Raw genomic sequence first — 24,153 nt, 5'->3', positions numbered from 1 at the left:
TTTTAAAAGCTTAAATCCTTGGCACGCATTGTGATTACTCCTTCTATCAGAAACCAAATCTTAAGGACTCAAGGAGAAACACATGACGGATATCGTAGTATTTGGCGAAGACTTCGGCGGCCTACCATCATCAACGCAGCACATCGTTCAGCGACTTGCCACCAACCATCGCATTCTTTGGGTTAATTCCATCGGTTTAAGACAACCAAAACCGACGAGTAAAGACATTCAACGTTTAGTGAGCAAGATTTCCCGCGTTTTCGGCGATACTGGCTCAGATAAGCCAACCATGCATTGTGATGCGGTAGACAACATTTTCACGGTAAATTTGCTGACAATACCGGCTCCTCACTCTTCTTTTTTAAGAAAAGTGGCAGCGAAGATGATGCAGCACCAACTAGAAAAACACTTAAAAGCGTTGAACTTCGACAACCCACTGTTTTGGACATCCCTGCCAACCGCCGCTGATGTATGTAATGCCATGAATAAACGCGGGCTGATTTACTACTGCGGAGACGATTTTGGCGCGTTAGCGGGCGTTGATCATCAAACAGTGATGGAGCATGAACGCACACTGGTTGATAACGCCGATTGTATTCTTGCTGCAAGCGACAAGCTGGCCGCTCGATTTCCGGATAATAAAACCACAACGCTGCCACACGGGGTCGATTTCAGCCTATTTTCAACGCCTGCTGAAAAGGCAAGCGACTTGCCGAACAATGGCCGTAAAATATTGGGTTTTTATGGCAGTTTGTCTGACTGGCTGGACTATCGTTTGATCGACCAAGTCGCCCAACACGCACCGGATTGGGATTTGGTTTTTATTGGACCGAATGAGTTTGCCCACAATCCATTACCACAGCGAGACAACGTTCATTACTTGGGGCCTCGCGCGCATCATTTATTGCCAAGCTATTCCCAACACTGGGACGCAAGTTGGCTACCGTTTGTCGACAACGCACAAATCAAAGCGTGTAACCCGCTCAAACTTTTGGAGTATTTAGCAACGGGTACGCCCGTTATTAGCACGCCATTTCCGGCTCTGATGCCTTACAAACACATGTTACACATCGTCGCCGACGTCGAAGACGTGTGTGCCAGCCTAAGTCACCTGCTGCCACCACCAAACGGCTCTACATCTTATGTCCAACAACAAAGCTGGGAAGCAAGAGCAGACCAAGTTGAGAAATTAGTGAGGGCACTATGAGCGATTTACGAGAAAACATCAGCGTATTACTGCATGGCGCGTGGCGACGTCGCTATATGATTGTCATTCCGATGCTTGTGCTACCTATCCTTGGTTTTGGCGTAAGCAAGCTCGTTCCAACAACGTACGTCGCACACACCAGCATGTTGATTCAAGAAACGGCGAAGATGAACCCGTTTTTGCAAGATATTGCCGTATCAACCATGCTTAAAGACCGTTTGAGTGCGTTGAGTACTTTGCTGAAAAGCCGTCACGTGCTCTACTCTGTCGCAAAAGAGCAAGGGCTGATTGACGATGACATGGGCGCGAAAGAACAAGAGTTCATCATCAAAGATCTCGCTTCGCGCTTGTCCGTTCAACAACTGGGTAAAGACTTTATCCAAATTCAGCTTAGAAGCGGTAAAGCGCAAGGAATGGAGTCAATGTTAACATCGGTGAGTAACCGATTTGTTGAGCAACTTTTGGCACCGGAACGCTCATCGATTAAGGATTCTAGTCATTTCTTGACCATCCATATCAATAAGCGCAGAGAAGAGCTCGACAAAGCAGAGCACGCTTTTGCCGAGTACAAAAACACCTACTCACACGCAACTCCAGAAATGCAGGCCCAAAGCTTGACCCGCCTAGCCAGCTTAAAGCAAACCTTGGCGGAGAAAGAAGCCGAGCTTGCCGGTGTGACTCGCAGTTTGGGGAGCTTGGACCAACAGCTTTCCAAAACCAACCCCGTCATCGGTAAGATTGAAGAACAAATTATCGAGATCCGAAGCGAGCTTACTCTGCTCCGCGCCAAATACACCGAAGCGCACAGCCTAGTACAAGGAAAATTGCGCGAATTAAAACGCTTAGAGCAAGAACGCACAGTTCTGCTCAGTTCAAAACAGCCAGAGCTGAACAGTAACCAATTGTGGGACATTGCGAGTAACGCCACCGTAAGTAGCCTTGGGGAAGCGCAGCCATTGCTTGTGTCTCAACTTCATCAACTGCAAATTATGCGTAGCCGTTTTGAATCACTCACCGAAGAAACCATCAGTTTGCAAAAGATGATTCAAGAGTTAGAAAGCAATGCCCATCGCTTTGGTAGCACCGCGACAGAAATCAACCGTTTAGCACGTGATGTCGCCGTAAAACGTGAAATGTACGACGACCTCGTCGAGCGCTACGAAATGGCGCAATTGACAGGATCGCTTGGTGTGTTTGAAGAAAACAAACGCGTGAAGATCATTGATGCGCCATTCACTCCGACAATTCCGTCTAATCTACCAAGTATTGTATTTATCATTCTAGGCTTTATCGGTGGTGCCGGCCTTGGCGTTGGTCTAGCCACCATACTTGAACTGGCAGACAACTCGGTGCGCTCTCGCCGAGCATTAGAAAAACACCTGGGCGTTCCGGTGATCACCACCTTGCCTAAAGTGACGTTCGCCAGTTAACTCTCCTACTCACCATGACGATAAAGCACTCGTTGACCCGAGTGCTTTTTCTTTGCTACGCCACGTTAATTTACCGCATGGTTTTGTCTTCTCATTAATATGAATCTCAAATTGAGAATGTTGACTTCCAGATTTGACATTCAGGCCTAACTGGTTGTTTTTATTTTAAATAAATAATGGCACGTAGCGTGCAATACGTTGTTCAGAGTAGATACACTCTACTGAGGGCGTAAAGATGGAATGCAGAGAAGATAAAAACACCAAACGGAATCATAAAAAAGTGGTGTTGCATGTGGTGCAACACTTGGCACCGGGTGGCTTAGAAACGCTAGTGCTGGATATGCTTCGCTTCGCAGAACCTCGTCACGATGTGTTTGTGGTGAGCTTAGAAGGCGCCAAATCCCAATCCTTAGCGAAATGGGCTAAGTTGACCGAATACAAAAGCCAGCTTCATTTTCTCAATAAACAGCCGGGGTTCAGCGTTAAAACCTTAGGCACACTTACGGCGATGATCAAAGGCATGAAGCCAGATGTTGTACACACACATCATATTGGTCCTTTGCTTTACGGTGGCATTGCCTCACGTTTGGCTGGCGTTCCTGTCATCATTCACACCGAACATGATGCCTGGCATTTGAACAATAAAAAAGCTGCGCGCTTACAGTCTGTGCTGCTAAAAACCGTTCGCCCACATGTGGTTGCCGATGCACACTTTGTTGCCGACCAAATCACAACCAAGCTCAACTATCGCGATGTGTGCACCATTCACAACGGTATTGATTGTCAAAAGTTTCAGTGCGGTGATCGCCAAGCTAAAAGAAATCACTTTGGACTACCTGAGGATAAAACCGTAATTGGCGTAGCAGGCCGATTAGAAACCGTGAAAGGACATAAAGTGCTGATAGAGGCCTTCTCTCACCTTGAATCTCATACCCACCTTGCGATTGCAGGTGACGGTAGCCAACGCGAGCAACTTGAACATTTGGTACGCACACTCAAACTTGAGCAACGCGTCACCTTTCTCGGTTTAGTCGACGACATGCCAAGCTTCTACCAAAGCTTAGACGTGTTTTGCTTACCGTCTCTGCAAGAAGGGTTTCCGCTTTCAACACTCGAAGCGCAAGCGTGTGACATCCCTTGCGTCGCGACGGATGTTGGCGGCGTGAAAGAAACACTGTGCCCGAAAAGCAGCGCTTTGGTAGAACCTAACCGCGTATTTTCACTCGCGGAGGCTCTATCTAAACAATTGGATTCAAACATCCATTCGCCTCGAGCTTACATTCTTCAACATTTCGATATTCGTGACATGGTTGGTCGCTACACACGTTTGGCTAAGGAGTCGACTTATGAATGATCTCATTTGTATTGCTGGTTTTGGTTTGTCTGCGTTTTTGATCATCTACCATCATGTGGGTTATCCGTTACTGCTGAAATGGCTGCCACTCAAACCAAAATCTAACGACGAAGGCGAACACTTTGCAGAGCGTCATTACAAAGCCTCGGCCAGTGATAACAAACTTCCTTCCGTGACCATCATCATCCCCGCTTACAACGAAGAGCTATGGATTGCTGAGAAAATTCGCAACTTGGCGAGTTTGGACTACCCACGGGATAAGCTGAAAGTGGTAATCGCGTGTGATGGTTGTACCGATAAAACTGCAGAAATCGCACAAGATACCATCCAAGAAGCGATTTGCTCTGATACCTTGTTTATTGTGAACGACCACTCTATCAATCGTGGCAAAGTCGCGTTGATTAATGAAGAGATGAAACACGTTACGTCCGACATTACGGCGCTGAGTGATACATCTGCTCTGGTTTCTTGCGACTCTCTCCTTTTGGCAAGTCAGCATTATCAAAATGAGAACGTGGGCGTCGTTAATGCGACATACCAAATTATGCGCACTAGCAATCAAGGCGAAGCCGCTTATTGGCAATACCAGTCTCGCGTTAAACACCAAGAATCCTTACTTGGTTCAACGATTGGTTCTCACGGCGCGTTTTACACGTTCAGGACTAAGCTGTTTGAGCCACTCGAAGCTGGCACCATCAATGACGATTTCATTCTCCCTATGAGAATCGTTTTGCGAGGCTTCACTTCGGTTTACGAACCTAAGATGCTCGCACTCGAACTGGAACAAAGCTCAGACGACGCGGACTTCAAGCGCCGCCTACGAATCTCAGCCGGAAACATGCAGCAGCTGATGCAATTGAAAAAATTGTTGCTGCCTCGCTATCGTGGCACCGCCTTTGCATTTCTATCAGGAAAGGTTCTGCGTTTAGCAACGCCGTATTTGATGATTGTGTGCTTAGTGTGCTCATTGTTACTTGCTCAACATCCGGTGTTTCTATTGTTGCTTTTGGCGCAGGTTGGCATTTACGGAATTGCGTTAATGACTTATCTGATACCAGCCCTTAACACAGTGAAACCTTTCAAACTGATTAGCTATATCGTCGTTGGCCATATCGCAAACTTCGTCGGCGGTATGAAGTACCTACTAGGCATGGAAAACGGGCGTTGGAAACGCGTCAACCAATAAGGAAAGCATCATGAAAAACTCACGTTACGACTCAAATGTATGCCACGCGAAAAGAACGTTTGATGTACTGGTTGCGCTGTTGATTCTGCTAGCAACCGCACCACTGCTTCCGTTCATTGCTCTTGCCATCAAGGTCAGCTCAAAAGGCCCAGTGATTTATCGTCAACTGCGTGTTGGTCGCTGCACACCAGAGAAGATGGATCTGTTTCAAATCATGAAGTTTCGCACGATGTACATCGATGCAGAACAACGCTCAGGTGCCGTTTGGGCAACCGAAAATGATCCACGCATTACCCCGGTCGGCCGATTTTTACGTAAGACTCGTCTCGATGAGTTACCGCAGCTATTCAATGTATTGAAAGGTGAAATGTCTATGATTGGCCCTCGCCCTGAGCGACCTGCCTTTTATCAAAAGTTGGAAGATGAAATTCCATATTTTGTAGAGCGTACATACGGCGTACTGCCAGGTATTACAGGCTTGGCGCAAGTAAACCAAGGTTACGATGCTTGCATTGAAGACGTGAGAAGAAAAGTTGGTTTTGACCACAGCTATGCACTAAGCCTTGGGTCGTTTTACTCGTGGATCACGATGGATCTTTCTATCATGAGCAAAACGCTTATCGTAATGATTGATGGACGCGGCCAGTAATGCTTCGAGTCTATTTTGCTACTCTTGCCACTGGCGACGCATCTTCTCGATTGTCGCTGGTGGCACATTATGAATGCTCTGATATTCGCCCGAGCACACCATCACTTCCACCTCGATAGATTTCTTTCGGCAGTAATCTAAATACCGCTTCATTTCCCAATGTCGTACAAAGGTATTACTCACAATCACGATTTTCCCTTTGTTCAACCATTTGCGCGTTTGTTCAAAACACCATTCGTGCGCTTGCGGAAGCAAAGACGGATTGAAGTGGTACTCGCCTTTCTCATTCTCAAAATACATGTCGGCTTCGAAATGCTTCGCATCGAAATCTTTCACCAATCGTTTCGCCAAGGTTGTTTTTCCTGAGCCAGGAAGACCACGAATGAGAATAAGTTTAGCAAGCGACATAATGCAGTTGAGTGATGAAATAGAAGCCCAAACTGTAACGGAATTTCTTAAAAAGAAAAGCAGAAATAAAAATGCCGAGCAAATGAATGCTCGGCATTGAGTATTAATTTATCAACATCGATTAGCGGTAAGCGGAAAGCTCGGTACGTAAACCTTTCACCAAACTCACGCACATCAACAGCAGAACAAAGGTAAATGGCAAGCCGGTCGCAACCACACCAGACTGTAGCGCTTGTAAGGCTTCTTTACCGCCAACCCAAAGCATAACCGCGGCAATTGAACCCTCGATACACGCCCAAAAGATTCGCTGTGGAACGGGAGCATCAATCTTACCGCCCGCAGTGATACTGTCGATAACCAATGAGCCGGAGTCAGATGAGGTGATAAAGAACACCAAAATCAAAACAATCGACAGAATAGAAATCACTGAGCTGTATGGTAATACATCGTAAACATGAAATAGTGTCAGTGAAATATCCGTTAAACCATTCGCACCCAATTCACCAACTTTGTTCACGACCTGATCAAGCGCAATACCACCAAATACTGACATCCAAACCAATGTTACCAACGTCGGAATCACGATGACTGCGAACAAAAATTCTCGAACGGTACGGCCTTTCGATACGCGAGCGATAAACATACCCACAAACGGAGACCAAGATACCCACCACGCCCAGTAGAACACTGTCCAACCGTGCATCCACGTTTCGTCTTCACGACCATGCGGGTTACTCAACGGAATGATGTTTTGAATGTATGCCATTGTCGTGTCGACTAATGAACCCATCGCAGTATCAAAGCTAATGAACGTAATAAAAATAAGCAGAGCAAACGCAACGATCATATTGACGTTACTTAGGAGTTTGACACCACCGTCAATACCACGAACAACAGAAAGCACAGCAATAAAGGTTACAAACGCAATCACCACCATTTGTGTACCGATGCCGCCGTTTAAACCAAATACATGGTTAATACCACTGGTTGCCTGCTGAGCACCCAAACCAAGAGAAGTAGCAAGACCGAACAACGTCGAAAGTACAGCAAGGATATCAATAACGTGACCTAACCAGCCCCATGCACGGTCACCAAAAATTGGGTAAAACGCCGCGCGCAATGAAAGCGGTAAACCTTTGTTAAAGGCGAAAAAAGCAAGCGCCAGCGCAACAAGGGCGTAAATACTCCAACCGTGAACACCCCAGTGGAACATGGTCGCACCCATCGCGAGTGATTTAGCATCGGCTGAATACGCTTCTGCGTTTAGCGGCGTACCCCACCAATCCGTGAAATAGGCCGTTGGCTCAGCCACACTCCAAAATAAGAGGCCAATACCCATACCTGCAGCAAACAGCATTGATAGCCATGAAACGGTTGAATGATCCGGCGTCGCCTCTTTACCGCCTAAACAAATCTTACCTAATGGCGAGAAAAGCAGACCAACAGCGAACAATAAGAAGAAATTGGTAGACCACATAAAGAATGCATCAAACTGTTCAATAATTCCGTTTTTGATCCCGTTTAATGCGTCGCGAGCGGTGACTGGCTCGACAAGAAGAAGTGAAATAAGACAGAAAACAACGAGACCAGCACTGATACCGAATACGGGATTGTGTATATCGAATCCCCATTTTTGAACGTTGTCTTGGCCAACCTGATAGTCTGTTGTGTCGATACTATATTTTTTAAATGCATTATCCATAAATACAAATTTAACGTAATTTGAAACGCTTCTCAGGGGAGAAGAACTCCAATACCGCCCTCCATTAATTTGAACTCTAAACTTTAAAAACGATGCGAAGTTTATCACCAATCACAGATTTATGCAAAAATGACACTTTTATTGCATATTTACAGCAAATAAACGCCAAACAAGCATCTTCAACTCACAGAAATAAACTACGACATCTAACTATTTTTCAAAATTGGAATACACAGAGGAAAACCTTCAATCAACAAGGTCAAACGGTATTCAGAACAAAAGAAATGGCTTCGCACATAAGTGCGAGACCATTTTGAGATAGGTGGAGTTTTTCAACCAACTATGAAGGGTGAGTTGGATAAAGAAGATCGGGAAGTTTGCGGTTTACAAGAAATGGAAAGTCACGTTGCCCGTAAAGCTGCTTAGGTTATCGCTGTCCCCATTGATATCCACGCCAAATGATTGGTAACTTGCACCAACAGAGATATTGTCTAACAAGAAATATTCCGCGCCGACGCCATACATGTAAGACACGCCATCATCTTTGCTGACCGAGCTTAATCCGCCATTGTAATCGACATTGAATGCATTAATTCCGCCTTTGGCATACACATGTAGCGGGCCAAAATCGATGCTTGGTTTCGCCGCTAAGTAGAACGAAGTGAAATCCGCATCCCCTTTGTTGCCACCGAAAGACAAGTCGACTTTACCGTGGTTGAAATAACCGACTTCGATACCGATTAATGGCAGAATCCCCGTTCCGACATGCACGCCATACGTTGTGTCGTTTTCGCCATCAATATCTGATTGACCAATTTGGCCGCCTGCATAAATCCATGAGTCAGCGAGCACTGATGTTGAACACAACGCCAAAGCCAATAACGAGAGTTTTGTTTTCATAGTTATACCTTCCTGTTCGATTCCTGAACGGAACATTACGCATACATGCGCACCTACTCGTCACTATATATTGGAAGGCATGGCGAATTTAAGATCAAAAAGTGAATAATTTATGTTCAGATTTTGTTTGTGTGATATCAATTCAGGTGAATAGTAGAATTAAGAGCAGTTAGGATTATCAATAGACAAAAAAACACCGGCGCAATGCCGGTGTTCAGAATTTGCATCATCTTGAACGGATGATTATAGGAAGTGCAATGTCGCGTTAACAGAGAACGTACCGATGTCGTCTTTGCCCGCAGTGTAGTTCATGTAGCTAGCACCAACAGACATTGGACCAAAAATGAAGTACTCAGCGCCTACACCGTACATTAGATCGAAATCATCATCGTCTTTGCCGCCTTTTACTTTCTTATCCCACTGGTGGATACCACCTTTCGCGTACACGTGCAGTGGGCCAAAATCGATGCTTGGCTTAAGTGCAGCGTAGTAAGAAGTCAGCTTAGTATCTTGGCCGTTTACGTTGAACTCACCGTGTTGAGTTACACCCGCTTCAATACCGATGATAGGTAGAATACCTGTACCTACGTGCACAGAGTAAGACGTATCTGTCTCGCCTTTGTAGTCAGATTGACCAACAGTTGCACCGCCGTAAATCCAAGAATCTGCCATTGCCGCAGAAGATGCGCCAAGTAGCGCCACTGCTAATAGAGTTTTTTTCATCATCTACCTTTACTCTTTATTATTCCCCACGTCTTGCAAATCAGACGTTGGTACTGCAAATACAAGGGAGGCGAACCATTGCCTCCCGAGAACTAAAAACAACACGTGACAAGTTACTAGCAATTACTGTACCAGTAACTTGTTCATCGTTTACAACAAACCACAGCGCCATTTTACTTGTTGATTAACAAGCATCAATCGCGTTTTTGATTCGTTTATCAGAAACCGGATATGGAGTGCCTAATTGTTGAGCAAAGTAGCTCACTCGAAGCTCCTCAATCATCCAGCGGATTTCTTTCACATTTTCTGGAATCACCATCCCTTTCGGAATCTTATTCAGCAACTCTTTGTAATCCTTGGTGACAGATTCCACTTTAAGCATGTGCAAACGGTCTTTGTTCGGATCGATCGGCAATTTCTCCATGCGGCGCTCAATTGCACGCATGTAGCGAAGAATATCAGGCAGACGTTTCCAGCCACATTCCGTTGCAAAGCCTTTAAAAATCAAGCTTTCGATTTGCGCTTTGATGTCCGACAACGCAAACGCCATGGTGAAATCAATCTTGCCTTTCAGCTTTTTGTTGATGTTGAAAGCCGTCGTCAGAATGGTTTCTACCTGTTTGGCAATTTCTACCACGGTATCACCCAGTTCAGCGCGAACGTGTTCTTTCAACGCTTCAAACTTCTCAGGCTCCCAAACCAAACCGCCCTGCTCTTCAATAAGCTTATCGACGCCACAGGCAATACAGTCATCAATCAGATCAAGCACTTTGCCGTAAGGGTTAAAGTACAGACCCAGCTTCGATTTGTTCGGCAAGTTTGCGTGCAAATATTTAATTGGCGACGGTACGTTCAACAAAATTAAGCGACGCTGACCAGCGCGCATTGCGGTGATCTGCTCAAATTCGGTTTCGTAGAGTTTGATTTCAACGCTGTCTTTGGTATCAACAAGCGCCGGATACGCTTTTACATCGTAGCCGCCACGTTTTTGTTGATACACTTTCGGTAGTTCGCCAAAGCTCCACGTATGCAGGCCTTGTTGTTCGATATCGTCATCCGCGACTTTGGAAAGCGTTTCTTGAACTTTGTCTTTCAAGCTTTCTTTCAGTTCATGAAGATCTTTGTTTTCCTTCAGCTTGCGATTTCGATGATCAACCGCGCGGAACGTAACTTTCAAGTGCTCAGGCACTTGTTCTAAGTTCCAATCTTCACGCAGCACTTCTACGCCCGTCATACGGCGCAGTTCTTTTTCTAGCGAGTCCAGCAGCGGCGCTTCCATTGGTGTTACGCGTGCTAAAAACGCATCAGCATAGTTCGGTGCCGGCACAAAGTTCTTACGAATTGTCTTCGGCAGAGACTTAATCAAACTCACCACAAGCTCATGGCGTAACCCCGGGATCTGCCAGTCAAAACCTGCTGGTTCGACTTGGTTTAAAATCGGCAACGGCAAGTGTACGGTTACACCGTCACTATCATCACCCGGTTCAAACTGGTAACTCAACTTGAGCTTCAAACCATTCTGATGCCAGAAGTTCGGGTAATCCAAATCGGTTACATGACTAGCATCGCCCTTGAATAGCATCTCTTTTTCAAAGTTCAGCAGTTCCTGGTTTTCTTTCGATGCCTTTTTCCACCATGTATCGAAATGCTTACCAGACACCACTTCGGTACCAACGCGTTGGTCATAAAAATCAAACAGCTCATCATCATCCACCAAGATGTCACGACGACGAGATTTGTGTTCAAGCTCTTCCACTTCTTGCAAAAGCTTGCGGTTTTGCTTGAAGAACGCGTGTTTGGTTTCCCACTCACCTTCAACCAATGCACTACGAATGAAGATTTCGCGGCTAACGGTAGGATCGATACTGCCGTAGTTCACCAAACGTTTCGGTACGATTGGTACGCCGTAAAGCATGACTTTTTCATGCGCCATCACCGCCGCGCGTTTCTTCGACCAATGCGGTTCGCTGTAACTGCGCTTGATAAGGTGCTTGGCTAATGGCTCGATCCACTCCGGTTGAATCTTGGCGATGATACGACCCCAAAGTTTCGAGGTTTCCACCAGCTCAGCCGACATGATCCACTTAGGTTGCTTCTTGAACAGCCCCGATGCCGGGAAGATATGAAAACGAGCGTTACGCGCGCCTTGGTATTCATTCTTCTCTTGGTCTTTCATACCAATGTGCGACAACAAGCCAACCAGAATCGCACTGTGTACGCCATGGTAAGACGCAGGCTCATCGTTAAGTTTGAATTCCATTTCACGCATAGATTGGTGAATCTGGAAGTACACATCTTGCCACTCACGTACGCGCAAGTAGTTCAAGTAATCTTGCTTACATTGTTTGCGGAATTGGTTGCCCGTCAGCGCTTTCTGCTGCTTCTGGATGTAATCCCACAAGTTCACAAATGTCAGGAAATCCGACTCTTCATGGAAGAAACGACGATGTTTATCATCTGACGATTGTTGTTTGTCTGAAGGGCGCTCACGCGGATCTTGAATCGACAATGCCGCTGCGATGATCATCACTTCTTTTAGTGCACCATATTTTGGCGCTTCCAAAACCATACGTGCGAGACGCGGGTCGATAGGCAAGCGAGCCAATTGGCGACCAATGCTGGTTAAGCGTTTTTTCGCGTCCTTCGCTTCGGCGTTAATCGCTCCAAGCTCTTCCAACAAGCGAACACCGTCTTGGATGTTGCGTTTATCCGGCGCTTCCACAAATGGAAACGCTTGAATGTCGCCCAAACCCAGTGCCGTCATTTGCAAGATAACCGATGCTAGGTTAGTACGCAGGATCTCAGGATCGGTAAACTCCGGACGTGACTCAAAATCTTCCTCTGAGTACAGACGGATACAGATACCCTCTTCCACACGACCACAACGACCTTTACGTTGGTTCGCACTCGCCTGAGAAATTGGCTCGATTGGAAGGCGTTGTACTTTAGTACGGTAACTGTAACGGCTAATACGCGCCGTACCCGGATCGATCACGTATTTGATGCCCGGAACCGTCAACGAGGTTTCTGCTACGTTGGTTGCCAGTACAATTCGACGACCAGCATGCGGTTGGAAGATTTTGTTCTGTTCACCCGCCGACAAGCGCGCGTAAAGCGGCACAATTTCCGTGCTCTTCAGGTTACGTTTAGACAGTGCATCAGCGGTATCACGGATTTCACGCTCACCGTTCATGAAGATCAGGATGTCACCTAAACCTTCATCACACAGTTCGTCTACCGCTTCGAAAATACCTTCAAGCTGGTCACGATCGTTGTCGTCATCACCACTTAGTGGGCGGTAACGCGTTTCTACTGGGTAAGTACGACCAGACACTTCAATAATTGGTGCATTGTTGAAGTGTTTTGAAAAACGCTCTGGGTCGATGGTTGCCGACGTGATGATCACTTTCAAATCAGGACGACGTGGTAGCAACTCTTTCAAGTAACCCAAGATGAAATCGATGTTAAGGCTGCGCTCGTGCGCTTCATCGATAATGATGGTGTCGTATTGATTCAAGAAACGGTCGTGTTGAATCTCAGCCAGTAAGATACCGTCTGTCATCAATTTGATTTGGGTGTTTTCAGAGATCTGGTCGTTGAATCGAACCTTGTAACCAACAAACTCACCAAGCTTGGTTTCCATCTCTTCGGCAATACGGTTCGCAACCGAACGCGCAGCAAGACGACGAGGCTGAGTGTGGCCAATCAGACCAAACTTACCGCGACCAAGCTCAGCACAAATTTTTGGTAGCTGAGTGGTTTTACCTGAGCCGGTTTCACCCGCAACGATAACCACTTGGTTTTCTTCAATCGCTTTCGCAATGTCGTCGCGTTTTTGGCTGACTGGCAGGATTTCAGGGTATTCAATCGTTGGCTTGTAGTTGCTGCGTTGTTCCGCAACCATCATCGATTTAGCAATGTCTAATGCGATTTCATCAAACACAGCGTTACGCGCTGCGTCCTTCTTAATTTTGCTTGCACCAGAGATTCTTTTACTCAAACGAAAACGGTCGCGCATCATGCACTGATTCAGTGCTTTACGCAGAGATGCCGCGCTGTTCACTTGAGCCTGAGGTGTTTGAGCTTGTTTCGCTGTCGCCTTTTGCGCACCATTTGACGGTGTCGCTTGCTCTTCAGCGGGGGTCTTTTTTGGGGGCTGTGACGAAGTCAAAGCGTTTCCTATTCTTTTCATTACAAAAACTGCGCGGATTGTATCACACAAGGTCTGCAACAAGATAACCGAAAGCTCATTCAATTTTTTCGAACATGTTAAGCGAATAGCTAGGCTTTTGAACGCACTTACCTTGCTTATAATGGCTCCCATAGTCGAAAGCACTTATTTAAGGAATAACCATTATGTCTCGTGTACTAGCTCTAAAATCAAGCATTCTTGGCGATTACTCTCAATCAAACAAATTGGTTGAAGACTTCATCAAAAATGTAGACCAAGACAAACTGACCGTTCGTGATTTGGCTGCAAACCCACTGCCAGTTTTGGACTTCGCCGTTGCCACTGCACTTCGCGCAACGGAAGATCTTTCACAAGAACAACAAGCGGTTGTCGACTTGTCTGATACCTTGATTGAAGAAGTAAAGGCCGCAGACACTTTGGTTATCGCTGCACCAATGTACAACTTCACCATTCCGACTCAGCTTAAAAGCTGGATTGATTTGATTGCTCGTGCAGGCGTGACATTCAAATACACAGAAAACGGCGTTCAAGGTTTGATTGAAGGTAAGAAAGCGATCGTAGTAACGACGCGCGGTGGTATCCATAAAGATTCACCAACCGACAACGTGACGCCATACCTACGCACTGTACTGGGTTTTGTAGGAATCACTGATGTGGAATTTGTTTACGCAGAGGCGCTAAACATGGGTGAGGATGCGGCATCGAAAGGTATTTCAGATGCGCAAAGCCAACTTGCCACAATGGTATAACTTCAACGACAAAAAGAATACAAACGAAAAGGGATTGGTTTACGCCAATCCCTTTTTTATCGTTTTAAGTCAAAGCTGATCATGCTGGTGTAACAGCTTTGCGCACATTGCCCACAACCTTTGCATTTGGCTGCATCAATTTTGGGTTTGGCATCGTCTTGCCATTGCAATGCATCGTAAGGACAACTGTCCTCGCAGCTACCGCAATAACCGTATAAGTTTTCGCAGCTGTTCGAGATAGTTGCAATCAAGCCGGTTGATTCTATTTGGTTGGCAAGCGCCAATGTATGACACGCCGACTTACACTCACCGCATAAATCACATGCTGAGTAGCTGATGTCTAACGCGGCCACGCCATCGACCATTTCAATGATTTGGCTTGGACATGCCGAAGCGCACTTACCGCACCCATCACAAAGCCGCGTGAACATTGATTCTTCCACCGCATACGGAGGTCTCGCTTTAACACGAGGCTCTTGAGCTTGTTCAACCGGCGCACGACGGAACGAAAACAAACGCCGCTTGCTTAGATCAACCGATTCAGACTGGCGCATCCGAGTAATCTCTCTTTGCAGGCACAACGACTTGGTATTGCTCACTCAGGGATTGAAGTAATTCTTCAGTAAGGTTCGACAGTTTTGAGTAAGGCGTCAGTGTCACCGCTTTTTTGAAGCGCTTATTGAAAAAGCCAAACCATGTCATCAAGTGTTCGCGTAGCATTTCAGCCGCCAGTTTTTGTTGATCAGTTTCAATCAACATGCCTAACACCATCAGCATCAAACCGATCTGGTCTTCTGGCTCACGTTGGTCCGATTCCAAAGCAAAACCACAACGCTGCAAGAAGTAACGATATTCAATGGTTGATTCACCAAACAACACCGCTTCTTTATCCAGATAAGCCGAACCCCAAGGTGGCGCTGGCATCTCACCAATACCAGCAAACATGCGATCGTGCTCCATTTGCAGTGCCTCTTCGCTCTCGCTTTGAAAGCTGCGTAGCATGTCATTAAGCGCTTCGATTGGTGTATCTGTATTGCTCAGCAACGTATCGAGGTTTGCCGCTGGGTAATCTTTTGGCTGGTAGTAAAACAGTGCACCAAACAGCTTAAGAACGATGCTGGTATCTTGTGGTTCAAGTTGAGAAATTTGCATGAAGTACCTTTGATGACTGGTGTTTTTATTCTTCGATTAAGTAAAACGGAAAAGAGGTGGGACGAACACTCGCCCCACTCTATTAATGGTTATCAGTACAAATAACGGCGATTAGTACAAATCACGGTTATTAGTACAAACCAGATGTAAAGTGCATGCCGTAGAACACGTTGCGACCCAGAATCTCTGCGACGAACAAGGCAACAAATGCCACGATAACCAGCAAGTTCTTCTGACGACCTTCTGCGGTAAACAACTCAGCGAATACCCAAAGAGCAGCAGCAACCACAAGCAACAGCACATGACCGGCAACATAGCCAGATAGCATGGTGATTTGATCTAAGCCACTGTGAATCGCGGTTGAGATACCTGCGAAGTGAATGGTTTGCATCACTGTGAAAGCTAGGTTCAACGCAATCAAACTCACACCTGTCCACATTAGGCGACGGTTAGTTTTCTCAGCCGTCACGTCCAATACGTTGATCAGCGTATAACCAAACATCAGGCCCGAAGTCACAACCGTGAACCAAAACGCAACCGTTGTCATTGGTGAGTACCATGCTGGAACCGTTTCGATTTGGTAAACATTTGCCATCGTGAACATGAAAATCACGCCGACCGCGATAGACAACCAGTTCACGATTTTGCGAACGCCTTCGCTGCCGATTTTTAGAATCGTCAGCAACCAGTACAAACCCGCTAGAGACAGAAAGCTTGCACCCGTTAAGATCTCGTTAGATAGCGCCGCACTACCAACACGGTTTAATGCGTTGAAGGCACGAAGTGGGCTACCTAAGTGAGTGGTTGAGAACAAGAAACCCAAACCCATTACAACCAAAATTGCGAATCGAGCGATGTTCATACGAGGTTCTGTCACGCGTGGTGGCTTACCGAATTTCTCGAACGCATTAACCGTTAAGTGCGCGCCAACCGCAGTTTGAGCAAGAACCGTAAAGGCAACTAATGGTGCTTCGTATAACATTATTTCACCTCTCTTGGATTCTGTAGGAAACCCGTGCGGTCATTGGTTGGTCGACCATTTGGATTTAGCTTCACGATCAGGTTCGGGCTAGTAATGCGAGAATCTGGCAGTGGTGCCACATCCGCGTTTGAACCGTATTTCGCGCGTAGTTCATCAATTGGACCAAACTCAATCGCACGTAGTGGACAGCTATCAACACACACTGGCATTAAGCCTTCTGCGACACGTTCATAACAGCCATCACACTTAGTCATGTGACCTTTTTCTTCACTGTATTGAGGTGCGCCGTAAGGACACGCCATGTGACAAGATTTACAGCCGATACACACGCTTTCATCGACAACAACAAAGCCGTCTTCTTCACGCTTGTGCATTGCACCTGATGGACAAACCTTGGTACACGCTGGGTTAGTACAGTGGTTACAAGAGATCGATAAGTAGTACGCAAACACGTTTTGACGGAACGCGCCGTTTTCTTCTGTCCAGTTGCCGCCTACATATTCGTAAACACGACGGAAGTTACGGTCGATACCCAGATCTTTGTTGTCTTTACAAGAGAGCTGACATGTTTTGCAGCCGGTACATTTGCTTGAATCAATGTAAAAGCCATACTGCTTCGCTGTGCTCATTATTTAGCCCCCATTTTCTTAATTAGCGTCACTTCAACGAGGTTGGTATGGCTCGGGTTCGATTTTGCCAATGGGCTTGGACGTTGTGTTGTCAGCACGTTGATTGAACCCGCTTGGTCAACACCTTTTGCGTTTGGTGCGTACCATGCCCCCTCACCTAAGCCAACAACATGCGGCATGATGCGGGGGGTCACTTTTACGCGAACGTTCATTTCGCCGAACTTGCTACGAACGCTCACCAAATCGCCGTTATCAATGTTGCGAGAAGCGGCATCGACTGGGTTGATCCAAAGCTCTTGTGGCGCTGCTGCTTTTAGGATGTCCACGTTGCCGTACGTTGAGTGCGCGCGCGATTTGTAGTGGAAGCCCGTTAGTTGAAGTGGGAACTCTTTACGATCTGGCGAATCCCAGCCGTTGAATGTCGAAACATATTCTGGCAACGGTGTGATGGATTCATCTTCGTCCAGTTCCCATTCTTCGTTGATCTTCGCGAGGGTCTCTGAGTAGATCTCAATCTTACCTGACGGTGAAGGCAACGGATTCGCTTCTGGGTCACGACGGAAGTCTTCAAACGCCACGTGTGGACGATCGAACTGCTTCTTGTAGATACCCTGTTTTCTCATCTCATCGTAAGACGGCAGGTTTGGATCGTTGTTTTGTTTGACGGTCTGAGCGTACATCCATTGCAGCCACTCTTCTTGAGTGCGACCTTCAGTAAATTCATCAAACACGCCCATACGCTTCGCCACGCCAGACATGATGTCGTAGATTGGCTTACATTCGAAACGAGGTTGAATCGCTTGGCTTGCAAAGATGAAGTAAGGCATTGACGCTGCCGCACCATCCATACAGAAATCTGATTGCTCGGACGTTGTACAGTCTGGCAGTACGATATCGGCATACTTCGCAGAAGACGTCATGTGGTTGTCGATCACTACAATCATTTCACACGCTTTTTCATCTTGAAGAATGTCGTGTGTGCGGTTGATGTCTGAGTGTTGGTTAATCAGACAGTTACCCGCGTAGTTCCAGATGAACTTGATGTTGTTTTGCAGCTTCTGAACACCTTTGATACCGTCAGTAAGATCGGTCATCTCAGTGCCACGGAAAATCGCGTCTGTCCAAAGGAACATTGGGATAGAAGCGCTGATTGGGTTTGGCACTTTCGGGAAGCGTTGGAATGGGTAAGAGTGGTTACCCTCACGAGCACCAGTACCACCACCTTGTAGACCAACCTGACCACGAAGAAGAGACAGCATCATGATCGCTTTACACGCTTGCTCACCGTTTGCTGAGCGTTGTAGCCCCCAACCTTGCGTGATGTAAATACGTTTTGCATCGCCGATTTCACGCGCAAGTTTCAAAATCACATCAGCAGGAATACCTGTGATTGGCTGTGCCCACTCTGGTGTTTTCTCGATACCATCCGGACCTGTGCCCATGATGTAATCTTTGTAGCTGCCATTTTCTGGCGCTGATGCTGGCAGAGTTTTACGGTCGTAACCCACACAGTAGCGGTCAAGGAAGTCTTGGTCGACTTTATCTTCGCTGATCAGTACATGGGCGATAGCAGCGACAAGAGCCGCATCGGTACCGTGTTTGATAGGAATCCATTGGTCTTCACGGCCAGCGGCAGTATCGGTGTAACGAGGGTCGATACAAATCGAACGTGTGTGGCTAATATTTTTTGCGTCCACGTAGTTGTGGATTTGACCACCACCCGACATACGCGTCTCGGCGGGGTTGTTACCAAACATCAGACAAAGATCTGCGTTCTGTACGTCGTCAATCGAGTTGTTGTCTACCCAAGTGCCGTAGAAATACTCAGACATACATTCAATGTTCGCTGCTGAGTAGTCACCATAGTGGTTCAGGTAGCCACCACACAAGTTCATCATACGTGCAACCAATGTCGCGCTTGGATCCCAACTCTTAGTTACCGTACCGCCCAAGGTACCCGTACCGTAGTTTAGGTAAACCGCGTCATTACCGTAGTCTTTAATGATGCGTTTTAGGTTATCACCGATGAGGTCAAAGGCTTCGTCCCAAGTAATGCGTTTGAACTTACCTTCACCACGTTTACCAACGCGAAGAAGTGGGTATTTCAAACGGTCTGGCGAGTAAACACGGCGACGCATAGAGCGACCACGCAAACAAGCACGAACTTGATGATTGTGGTTATACACATCATCACCCGTGTTATCGGTTTCTACCCATTTAATTTCACCATCGACCACGTGCATACGAAGCGGACAACGAGAACCACAGTTTACGGTACATGCCGACCAGACAATTTTTTCATTTGGTTTTGCTGGCGTTTCTTTGGCAACCGCTTTAGTTGCGAACGGGAGAGAAAGCGCGTTTCCTGCTAACGCTAAAGCGCCAAGTGCAGAACCGCCCTTTAAAGCATCACGCCGAGTAATATTAAACTTACCATTTTGACTCATGGTTTTTTCCTAAGTGCATTTAAAATTGGGAGTGGCGCTTAATTAATAACAAGTGGGGAAAGAACACTAATTAGAAACAAATAAGATATAGAGATCGTATTTTCAAAATAGGCATGATTTGAAAATATCTAAAACACTTTGAGGTCAAAGTGACATTTCTAAGATCTATTAATCAAGCTTTACTTATCAGGCCTTGAGCAACTAAAGCCAGACAAGAAACCACTATCGATATCCTTGTAGATTTAATGGTTAATAAGTTTGACCACTATCAATTTATAAATGGCACGATGCGTAATCTTATATTTCATTTTACGATTTTTTATTAATGCAATATGAATAGGTCAGAGCTAGGTAAAATAGATAATATTTACTAATCTAAATTGAATATATAAATACAAAAATAGAATACAGAAGAATAAAAATAGTAATTGTTATCAATCATTGGATAATAAAAAGCCCTGTAGGATTACAGGGCTTAATAATGTATTTAGAATTCGTATTGGAAATAAATCGTGTTGTAGTTACTTCCACCTTTAATTCTGCCAAATTGAGAGGCGTTTTCGAAGATCGCAGAGCGATGGTGTAACGAATACCCCACCCACATGTTATCCCAATCTTTTTGGTTAAATAGGTCACCGACGTTCACATCCAATGAAAAGTCCAGATAGTTAAGCAAGTTACTTGGCGTGTAACCCTTCTCTTCCATTTCTGTACCTTCAATATAGGTGATGTTGTCGATGTAAGACATCCCTTCCGCAACACCAAAGCGCCATTGAGTCGGCCAGTTAAAGGTGTAATACGCTTTAATCGCCATAACGTATTCGGTACTAGACGACTGAACATCCGACGACCAATGGTGAACCAAACCAGGCGTTAAATAGATATCAAGAGGCAAACCAAACAGTTCATCAGTCAACGGATGTCCGTAGAAAAACGAAGTGAGCTGATTATCGTATTCATCCTTTTCAGCGTTGAACTTGAAAATGTCGCCCATATTGGAAGGCGTCGCCCAGCCGTGCGCAATTCGCAAATATGGACGATTGTGAAGGTCAGATTTTCGCTCTTTGCCTTTGTCGTTAAAGAAGCCGAAACCGACAAACACTTCACCTTGGTAACGATCTTCGACAATTCCGCTCTTGTAAGCTTCGTTGTCTAAGCGCGTCACGCTGGTTTCGCCCAACAAATAGAGGTTAGAAATCACGTGATAACGCGCTTTGATGCCCAGATTAGCATCTGCGCCAGCACCGATTCTTTCCCCTGTCACATCTTTGAAAGCGTAATACTCGCTGTTGAAATCAGAGTCCTTATAACGGATGGTAAAAGATGGTTCGAACTCCCAATCACCCAGCTCGTAATTTGCTGCAATTCTGTAGTTTGAGTGGAACTGAAACTCGTCATCCGTCATCAATTCCACTTCAGCGCGCCAGTTTTCATTGAAGTCATAACGCAGTTGGCCACCAAAATCGACGCGATCACCTTCAAACGCGTTTTGAACGGATTTAGGAATGTCGACAAAACGAAGACGCGTAATCGCGCTCACTCGCCAGTCAGAATCCTCTTCGTTAAACAGAAAAGCGCCGCCCTCGAGTCCGTTAATGTACAAATGTTCATTTTCAAAAAACATCATCGGCACGAAGGTGCTCACCGTAGAGTCATCGTTAGCAGTGTAAAAAGGAATCGAGGCCGTGCGATACATGGCGGCAATGCCCCACGTTTGCTCATCTGTTGCATAAGCCGTTGATACAGCCGCAGCGAGCGGAAGCATCATGGTGGCTTGTTTCAATCTCTTCATGGGTTTTAATCAAAGTTGATGGAGAAAATCAGTGAATTAAGCTTATGTTCTTTCGATATTAGCCGTTACAATACTTAACGTTGTCATGTGCGTGACAGTTCGTGTCATGCACTTTGATACGTTGGCATGAACATAATCTCAGTGCGTTGTTAACCTAACAACGAACTATGCCAGCAATCTAGGCATGTCGTCATCAAAAATCATTAAAAGCAGCCACTTATGGGTTTAGCTTGAACTTAAACATAACGAAGTAAACGTGAAAGCATCAGAACTTATCTCTATCCTCAATAATTTGCCGTCTAACTCCAACCCAGACATCGTGATGGGAGAAGAGTGGCTACCTGAAAGATTAGTGGATACCAAGCTCGATGGTGAGCTCCTGTTTTTGCACTTCGATAACGCACCTGAAGATGGACAAGGTGACGAAGAAGGCCGTGGTTTTGTCGATCATGAAATAGATTTGATCCGCACTCGCCTGCAACAAATTCTGGATGAAGACAGTGACAACGCATCAAAAGCGGATGCGATGCTAGGTTTGTTCTTAATGGGGCATGAACTTAGTAGCTCTCAAGTCATCGAAGTATTAGAAGAAGAATCAGATACATAAGGAAGCGCTTTGCCAACAACGTTGACCAATACTGAACCTACTCCCCTTCCTCTTATTATTGCAGGGCCTGTCCTGCGCAAAGTTACCGCGTCTGAAATCAACATTTGGTTAGTGACGACCAAGCCTCTTAAAGGCGTGGTTGAAGTAATGGATGCAAGCACTCACAACGCATACACATCACAATCACTTGATGAACTTCAGCAGCTCCAAATAGGTCAGAGCGCGTGGGTAAGCTTACTCGCCATTAAAGGTGATTACCCAACTCATCAACCGCTTCGCTACCAAATTCAAACTCAAGATGGTCTATTGACTGAGCTGTTGCCACATCTGAACTATGAACAAGACCAACATCCACATCAAGGATTGGAGTTTGTGATCAGCGAAAAAGCCGATTACGTTCTTCATGGCTCTTGTCGAAATCCTCACCATTTTAGTAAAGACACTTTAGTCACTGCAGACGAAAAGATCGCTAGCTTACGTGTTGATGAGCGACCAGACATGCTGATCATGAGTGGTGACCAAATTTATGCAGACCACGTAGCCGGGCCGACTTTGGACGCCATTGAGCAAGTCGTTAAGCTACTAGGGTTACCAGACGAGCAATTTGAGCAAGCGCCCATTGCAGATACAAAAGCACTGTATAAACACCCAGATTGCTACTATGGACGCGATAAGCTTCTGCCACATTATGTCGATGATGGTAGTTTGTTAACTAAGCTGTTCCCTCATCGTGGCACACCCATTTTTAGTGCGAAAGAGTGTGAAAACCACCTGATCAGTTTCGCTGAATGCTTTGCGATGTATCTGCTAGTTTGGTCACCTACCCTTTGGGATCTAATCAAACGCGACCGCTTGCTGGAAACTGCATTCACGGTTGGTGGAAAAACTCTCGAACCAAAATGGCAACAGCAATGGCGCGATGAAAAAGTCCAAATTGATAACTTTGTTGCAGGTTTGGCGAAGGTACAAAGACTGCTCGCACACATCCCTACCTATATGATCTTTGATGATCACGACGTAACCGACGATTGGAACTTAACCATCGGCTGGGAACAAGCGGCTTACAGCAACGCTTTCTCAAAACGCATTATCGGCAACAGTTTGATCGCGTACTGGCTTTGCCAAGGCTGGGGAAATGCGCCAGAAAAGTTTAACGAGACGTTTTGGCGACACGCGAACCACTTTTTCGACGCGCCCTCTTCGCAAGCTCAAGATGCCTTTATTCAACATCTCTATCGCTTCGAAGAATGGCATTACACTATCCCTACTTCACCAAAGGTCGTGGTACTCGACACACGAACTCGCCGCTGGCGGTCTGAATCTCGCATGAATAAACCATCGGGTTTGATGGATTGGGAAGCGATGATTGACTTCCACCAAGAGCTGGTGCATCAAGACAAAGTGATTATTGTTTCTGCCGCTCCCATGTTTGGTGTGAAATTCATTGAAGCCTTGCAGCGTGTGGTAACAATGCTTGGCAAACCGTTGATGGTCGATGCCGAAAACTGGATGGCGCATCCGGGCAGTGCCAATACGCTCATCAGTATTTTTACGCATACCAAAACACCAACCAACTTTGTGATTTTGTCTGGTGACGTTCACTACTCGTTCGCCTATGACATCAAATTGCGTTATCGAAAAAACAGCCCGAATATTTATCAAATCACCTGTAGCGGCATTAAAAACCAGTTCCCTACGCAACTGCTCACGATCTGCGATGGCCTAGACAGAATGCTTTACAGTCCGCGTTCACCACTCAACTGGTTTACGAAACGTAAACGCTTGAAGATCTACAAACGCGCGCCAAGCACTCACAATTTTTATCGCTTGGTTAATCACAGTGCTATCGGAGAGTTACGCTTGAACGATGAAGGGAAACCGAGTCACATCGGCATTCTGACTAGCGACGGAGAGGAGATTAACTTCCCTCCAACTCGCGCAGAAGATAAAGGAAAATAACCTGTCAGTGCGGTGCTAAATTTGATAGGACACCTTGAGATTTACCGTATCTATTACCATCTTAAAAGAAAACAGCTTGGTGCTT

General features: G+C 46.0%; 19 protein-coding genes. 8 read left to right on the top strand and 11 right to left on the bottom strand.

Annotated elements, in window-relative coordinates:
* The first annotated feature begins 82 nt into the window (after positions 1-82).
* From ACF8CV_RS13170 to ACF8CV_RS13150, 5 genes are all read left to right on the top strand, one after another.
* A complete protein-coding gene (locus ACF8CV_RS13170; RefSeq protein WP_069540366.1) occupies positions 83-1,207 on the top strand; it encodes a glycosyltransferase in 1,125 nt (374 codons plus the stop codon).
* Positions 1,204-2,637 (top strand): chain length determinant family protein, encoded by a 1,434-nt coding sequence (locus ACF8CV_RS13165; RefSeq protein WP_021449098.1) that lies wholly within the window; start codon positions 1,204-1,206, stop codon positions 2,635-2,637. Before ACF8CV_RS13170 ends, ACF8CV_RS13165 begins: the two co-directional genes overlap by 4 nt.
* Positions 2,638-2,872: 235 nt before the next feature.
* On the top strand, positions 2,873-3,991 hold the full coding sequence (locus ACF8CV_RS13160) for a glycosyltransferase (RefSeq protein WP_171056002.1): 1,119 nt from the start codon (positions 2,873-2,875) through the stop codon (positions 3,989-3,991).
* Positions 3,984-5,177 (top strand): glycosyltransferase family 2 protein, encoded by a 1,194-nt coding sequence (locus ACF8CV_RS13155; protein WP_171056003.1) that lies wholly within the window; start codon positions 3,984-3,986, stop codon positions 5,175-5,177. The genes ACF8CV_RS13160 and ACF8CV_RS13155 overlap by 8 nt, the downstream gene beginning before the upstream one ends.
* Positions 5,178-5,187: 10 nt before the next feature.
* Positions 5,188-5,826, top strand: coding sequence for a sugar transferase (locus tag ACF8CV_RS13150; RefSeq protein ID WP_005486834.1), 639 nt, complete (start codon positions 5,188-5,190; stop codon positions 5,824-5,826).
* An 18-nt stretch (positions 5,827-5,844) separates the two neighbouring features.
* Here the strand turns inward: ACF8CV_RS13150 and ACF8CV_RS13145 are convergent, their stop codons facing one another.
* The 5 genes from ACF8CV_RS13145 to hrpA all read right to left on the bottom strand — a co-directional run bounded on the left by ACF8CV_RS13145 (position 5,845) and on the right by hrpA (position 13,730).
* On the bottom strand, positions 5,845-6,234 hold the full coding sequence (locus ACF8CV_RS13145) for an ATP-binding protein (protein ID WP_025631719.1): 390 nt from the start codon (positions 6,232-6,234) through the stop codon (positions 5,845-5,847).
* Between the two features lie 121 nt (positions 6,235-6,355).
* On the bottom strand, positions 6,356-7,936 hold the full coding sequence (locus ACF8CV_RS13140) for a BCCT family transporter (protein WP_171056004.1): 1,581 nt from the start codon (positions 7,934-7,936) through the stop codon (positions 6,356-6,358).
* A 384-nt stretch (positions 7,937-8,320) separates the two neighbouring features.
* Complete coding sequence (locus ACF8CV_RS13135) at positions 8,321-8,836, bottom strand: outer membrane beta-barrel protein (RefSeq protein ID WP_005454858.1); 516 nt, start codon at positions 8,834-8,836, stop codon at positions 8,321-8,323.
* Between the two features lie 243 nt (positions 8,837-9,079).
* Positions 9,080-9,559, bottom strand: a complete 480-nt coding sequence (locus tag ACF8CV_RS13130) for an outer membrane beta-barrel protein (protein ID WP_005483427.1) — start codon at positions 9,557-9,559, stop codon at positions 9,080-9,082.
* Between the two features lie 184 nt (positions 9,560-9,743).
* Positions 9,744-13,730, bottom strand: coding sequence for an ATP-dependent RNA helicase HrpA (gene hrpA / locus ACF8CV_RS13125; RefSeq protein WP_171056005.1), 3,987 nt, complete (start codon positions 13,728-13,730; stop codon positions 9,744-9,746).
* Between the two features lie 185 nt (positions 13,731-13,915).
* On the opposite strand from hrpA, the gene ACF8CV_RS13120 reads away from it, so the two are divergent.
* Positions 13,916-14,500 carry an FMN-dependent NADH-azoreductase gene (locus tag ACF8CV_RS13120; RefSeq protein WP_138938709.1) on the top strand — a complete coding sequence of 195 codons (585 nt, stop codon included), beginning with the start codon at positions 13,916-13,918 and terminating at the stop codon, positions 14,498-14,500.
* Positions 14,501-14,556: 56 nt separating this feature from the next.
* On the opposite strand, the gene ACF8CV_RS13115 is transcribed toward ACF8CV_RS13120, so the two are convergent.
* The 6 genes from ACF8CV_RS13115 to ACF8CV_RS13090 all read right to left on the bottom strand — a co-directional run bounded on the left by ACF8CV_RS13115 (position 14,557) and on the right by ACF8CV_RS13090 (position 21,478).
* Positions 14,557-15,054, bottom strand: coding sequence for a 4Fe-4S binding protein (locus ACF8CV_RS13115; RefSeq protein ID WP_031380946.1), 498 nt, complete (start codon positions 15,052-15,054; stop codon positions 14,557-14,559).
* Complete coding sequence (locus ACF8CV_RS13110; RefSeq protein WP_029840134.1) at positions 15,041-15,652, bottom strand: molecular chaperone; 612 nt, start codon at positions 15,650-15,652, stop codon at positions 15,041-15,043. The genes ACF8CV_RS13115 and ACF8CV_RS13110 overlap by 14 nt, the downstream gene beginning before the upstream one ends.
* A 130-nt stretch (positions 15,653-15,782) precedes the next feature.
* Positions 15,783-16,634 (bottom strand): DmsC/YnfH family molybdoenzyme membrane anchor subunit, encoded by an 852-nt coding sequence (locus ACF8CV_RS13105; RefSeq protein ID WP_077672098.1) that lies wholly within the window; start codon positions 16,632-16,634, stop codon positions 15,783-15,785.
* Positions 16,634-17,263 (bottom strand): DMSO/selenate family reductase complex B subunit, encoded by a 630-nt coding sequence (locus ACF8CV_RS13100; protein WP_005433785.1) that lies wholly within the window; start codon positions 17,261-17,263, stop codon positions 16,634-16,636. Before ACF8CV_RS13100 ends, ACF8CV_RS13105 begins: the two co-directional genes overlap by 1 nt.
* Positions 17,263-19,710 carry a DmsA/YnfE/YnfF family dimethyl sulfoxide reductase gene (locus tag ACF8CV_RS13095; protein WP_077672097.1) on the bottom strand — a complete coding sequence of 816 codons (2,448 nt, stop codon included), beginning with the start codon at positions 19,708-19,710 and terminating at the stop codon, positions 17,263-17,265. The genes ACF8CV_RS13100 and ACF8CV_RS13095 overlap by 1 nt, the downstream gene beginning before the upstream one ends.
* Positions 19,711-20,197: 487 nt before the next feature.
* The gene (locus ACF8CV_RS13090; RefSeq protein WP_226056715.1) at positions 20,198-21,478 is read right to left on the bottom strand and encodes a MipA/OmpV family protein; all 1,281 of its coding nucleotides are present in this window, start codon (positions 21,476-21,478) and stop codon (positions 20,198-20,200) included.
* A 280-nt stretch (positions 21,479-21,758) separates the two neighbouring features.
* Here ACF8CV_RS13090 and ACF8CV_RS13085 point away from each other — a divergent pair, with 280 nt between their 5' ends.
* Both ACF8CV_RS13085 and ACF8CV_RS13080 read left to right on the top strand, forming a co-directional pair.
* Positions 21,759-22,109 carry a hypothetical protein gene (locus ACF8CV_RS13085; protein ID WP_015296697.1) on the top strand — a complete coding sequence of 117 codons (351 nt, stop codon included), beginning with the start codon at positions 21,759-21,761 and terminating at the stop codon, positions 22,107-22,109.
* 9 nt (positions 22,110-22,118) lie between these two features.
* Positions 22,119-24,068, top strand: a complete 1,950-nt coding sequence (locus ACF8CV_RS13080; RefSeq protein ID WP_138938710.1) for an alkaline phosphatase D family protein — start codon at positions 22,119-22,121, stop codon at positions 24,066-24,068.
* Positions 24,069-24,153: the final 85 nt, after the last annotated feature.

The sequence above is a fragment of the Vibrio sp. zbq_1 genome (genome assembly GCF_043102935.1).
GTDB classification, from domain to species: domain Bacteria; phylum Pseudomonadota; class Gammaproteobacteria; order Enterobacterales; family Vibrionaceae; genus Vibrio; species Vibrio parahaemolyticus.
This window is presented reverse-complemented; position numbering and strand designations above follow the sequence as displayed.

Coding starts and splice junctions, on each gene's coding strand:
- ACF8CV_RS13170 (WP_069540366.1), top strand. CDS start 83: ATGACGGATATCGTAGTATTTGGCGAAGACTTCGGCGGCCTACCATCA.
- ACF8CV_RS13165 (WP_021449098.1), top strand. CDS start 1,204: ATGAGCGATTTACGAGAAAACATCAGCGTATTACTGCATGGCGCGTGG.
- ACF8CV_RS13160 (WP_171056002.1), top strand. CDS start 2,873: ATGGAATGCAGAGAAGATAAAAACACCAAACGGAATCATAAAAAAGTG.
- ACF8CV_RS13155 (WP_171056003.1), top strand. CDS start 3,984: ATGAATGATCTCATTTGTATTGCTGGTTTTGGTTTGTCTGCGTTTTTG.
- ACF8CV_RS13150 (WP_005486834.1), top strand. CDS start 5,188: ATGAAAAACTCACGTTACGACTCAAATGTATGCCACGCGAAAAGAACG.
- ACF8CV_RS13145 (WP_025631719.1), bottom strand. CDS start 6,234: ATGTCGCTTGCTAAACTTATTCTCATTCGTGGTCTTCCTGGCTCAGGA.
- ACF8CV_RS13140 (WP_171056004.1), bottom strand. CDS start 7,936: ATGGATAATGCATTTAAAAAATATAGTATCGACACAACAGACTATCAG.
- ACF8CV_RS13135 (WP_005454858.1), bottom strand. CDS start 8,836: ATGAAAACAAAACTCTCGTTATTGGCTTTGGCGTTGTGTTCAACATCA.
- ACF8CV_RS13130 (WP_005483427.1), bottom strand. CDS start 9,559: ATGAAAAAAACTCTATTAGCAGTGGCGCTACTTGGCGCATCTTCTGCG.
- ACF8CV_RS13120 (WP_138938709.1), top strand. CDS start 13,916: ATGTCTCGTGTACTAGCTCTAAAATCAAGCATTCTTGGCGATTACTCT.
- ACF8CV_RS13115 (WP_031380946.1), bottom strand. CDS start 15,054: ATGCGCCAGTCTGAATCGGTTGATCTAAGCAAGCGGCGTTTGTTTTCG.
- ACF8CV_RS13110 (WP_029840134.1), bottom strand. CDS start 15,652: ATGCAAATTTCTCAACTTGAACCACAAGATACCAGCATCGTTCTTAAG.
- ACF8CV_RS13105 (WP_077672098.1), bottom strand. CDS start 16,634: ATGTTATACGAAGCACCATTAGTTGCCTTTACGGTTCTTGCTCAAACT.
- ACF8CV_RS13100 (WP_005433785.1), bottom strand. CDS start 17,263: ATGAGCACAGCGAAGCAGTATGGCTTTTACATTGATTCAAGCAAATGT.
- ACF8CV_RS13095 (WP_077672097.1), bottom strand. CDS start 19,710: ATGAGTCAAAATGGTAAGTTTAATATTACTCGGCGTGATGCTTTAAAG.
- ACF8CV_RS13090 (WP_226056715.1), bottom strand. CDS start 21,478: ATGATGCTTCCGCTCGCTGCGGCTGTATCAACGGCTTATGCAACAGAT.